The sequence below is a fragment of the Vibrio sp. 2CM40D genome (assembly GCF_023161825.1).
GTDB classification, from domain to species: domain Bacteria; phylum Pseudomonadota; class Gammaproteobacteria; order Enterobacterales; family Vibrionaceae; genus Vibrio; species Vibrio alginolyticus.
In genome coordinates, this window is record NZ_JALNTL010000025.1 from 1 (window position 1) to 2,412 (window position 2,412).

General features: G+C 44.2%; 1 protein-coding gene and 2 tRNA genes. 2 read left to right on the forward strand and 1 reads right to left on the reverse strand.

Annotation, left to right across the window (positions count from 1 at the left end):
* Position 1: 1 nt before the first annotated feature.
* Positions 2-77, forward strand: a tRNA-Thr gene (locus MTF70_RS24200).
* A gap of 15 nt (positions 78-92) precedes the next feature.
* Positions 93-168: transfer RNA gene (locus tag MTF70_RS24205), tRNA-Asn, on the forward strand.
* Positions 169-414: 246 nt separating this feature from the next.
* On the opposite strand, the gene MTF70_RS24210 is transcribed toward MTF70_RS24205, so the two are convergent.
* The gene (locus MTF70_RS24210) at positions 415-1,851 is read right to left on the reverse strand and encodes an NAD-dependent succinate-semialdehyde dehydrogenase (protein WP_205461124.1); all 1,437 of its coding nucleotides are present in this window, start codon (positions 1,849-1,851) and stop codon (positions 415-417) included.
* Positions 1,852-2,412 lie beyond the last annotated feature (561 nt).

The window sequence follows — 2,412 nt, forward strand, 5'->3', positions numbered from 1 at the left end:
TGCCGACTTAGCTCAGTAGGTAGAGCAACTGACTTGTAATCAGTAGGTCACCAGTTCGATTCCGGTAGTCGGCACCACTTATTAAAATTTGTTCCTCCTTAGCTCAGTTGGTAGAGCGACGGACTGTTAATCCGCAGGTCGCTGGTTCGAGCCCAGCAGGAGGAGCCATATTAGAAGAAGCCGCATCACTTGATGCGGCTTTTTTGTATTAGTTTAAAGCTAAGCTCTCTCCTACTACCCACGAAATAACATAAGCGCTTTGATTATTAAAAACCGCTTACCGCAAGCTAACTATCGACTCACTAAGTAACCAGAAAATATTAACCACAAACGCGCGTGGCAAATGGTGTATCTTTCAACTAAAAAAAGCCAGGTAAAAACCTAGCTTTTTAATTCAATCGGCCATCTCTGAAATCAGCTTAAACCACCAAGACAAATATACTTTGTCTCCAGATATTCATCGAGTCCTTGCTTAGCACCTTCCCGTCCAACACCCGACTCTTTAACTCCACCAAATGGAGCCACTTCAGTAGAGATGATCCCTTCATTAACTCCAACCATGCCGTACTCTAAACCTTCACTAAAAGCCATAATACGCTTCAAGCTATTCGTATAGAAATAGCAAGCCAAACCATATTCTGTATCGTTCGCCATTTCGAGAACTTGATAATCATTTTCAAAGGTAACAATAGGCAACACAGGCCCGAATAGCTCTTGCCGAACAATCGACATATTCTGCGTCACACTATCCAAAAGAACGGGCTCCATAAAGCGACCAGGCCGTCTCTGTGGAGAGTTAGCAATAGAGGCTCCTTCTTGTACAGCTTGATCGATCACCGCCTCTAGTCGATGCTTAGAGGCCATCGTAATAACAGGACCTAATGTGACACCTTTCTCTAAACCATTTCCAAGCTTTAATTTGCTTAACTTCGACAATACTTTATCAATAAAAGCTTGTTTTACATTTTTATGAACATATAGCCGATTGGTACAAACACATGTTTGCCCTGCATTACGGAACTTCGACGCGACAAGCCCTTCCGCAGCCTCATCTAAGTCTGCATCTTCAAACACGATGAAAGGCGCATTACCACCCAACTCCATCGACACCGCCTTGACTGAATCACTGGCTTGCTTCATCAAAATTTTCCCAACGCGCGTAGACCCCGTAAAAGAGATCTTCTGAATCCTAGGATCAGTACTTAGTACTTGACCAAACTCAGCAGCCTGCTCCGACACCACGACAGAAAGCAGTTCTTTAGGGATACCAGCCTGATAAGCTAATTCAACAACAGCAATTGCAGTGAGAGGGGTAAGCTCTGATGGCTTGATCAACATGCCACAACCTGCCGCTAGGGCTGGTGCTGCTTTTCTTGTAATCATCGCAATAGGGAAGTTCCAAGGTGTAATTGCAGCGCATACTCCCACAGGCTGGCGAATTGCAGATAGACGTCTATCTGTCGTGGGGGCAGGAATAACTTCGCCATAAGCACGTTTTGCTTCTTCTGAGAACCACTCGACAAAAGAGGCACCATACATCACTTCCCCTTTGCTCTCAGCTAAAGGTTTACCCTGCTCTAAGGTAATAATCGTGGCTATGTCTTCTGCATTATCAAGAAGTAGTTGATACCACCCCCTCAAACGACGAGAGCGCTCTTTGGCACTTAATTTAGCCCAACGGACTTGCTCCGTTTTGCACTGACCAATGAGATCATCTAACTCATCAAGAGTACTAGGCTTTAACCGAATTAACTCTTGCTCAGTTGCAGGGTTGATGACCACAATTCCCTCATCGGAAGACCATTGCTTAAATACAGATTTCAGCGTTTCATTTTTTATTTGTTGCATCATCAAACATACTCCTCAAGAACTCCTCTTAGGTTAATCGCTACTAGCAAGTTCAGCAAAGAAAACAAAGTTTTCTAAAAGGCATTAATTTTCGGAAGACTTAGCTCTATTCCTCACTATATTTCGGGAAATTGCGTAATCCACGTAACGACGGTCCCGCTCTAAACATGGAAGCAATGAATGTTTGAGAAATAAGATGTAGAAAATTATTGTTTAAGAGAGACGCTAACAAAACACGCAGTACGGAAGACTATTCATTCTATTACGGTTGAGGGCGAGTGTTATAAAGACTCATTGTTCAAATGACCAATCTTTCAACGAGGACAGGATACAAACTCGGAGTAATTGGAAGTGCAGGCAGCAGGCTCATCTTCCTGAGAAACTCATGTGCCAAAAGGGCAAAGAAAGTCGTATTGTCTCGCCTTCAATGTGTAAATGCATTTCTAGGGGACACGACCAAACGAAAAAGCCCCAGTCTTTCGACTGGGGCTTAATATAAGTGGCGGAGTGGACGGGACTCGAACCCGCGACCCCCGGCGTGACAGGCCGGTATTCTAACCAACT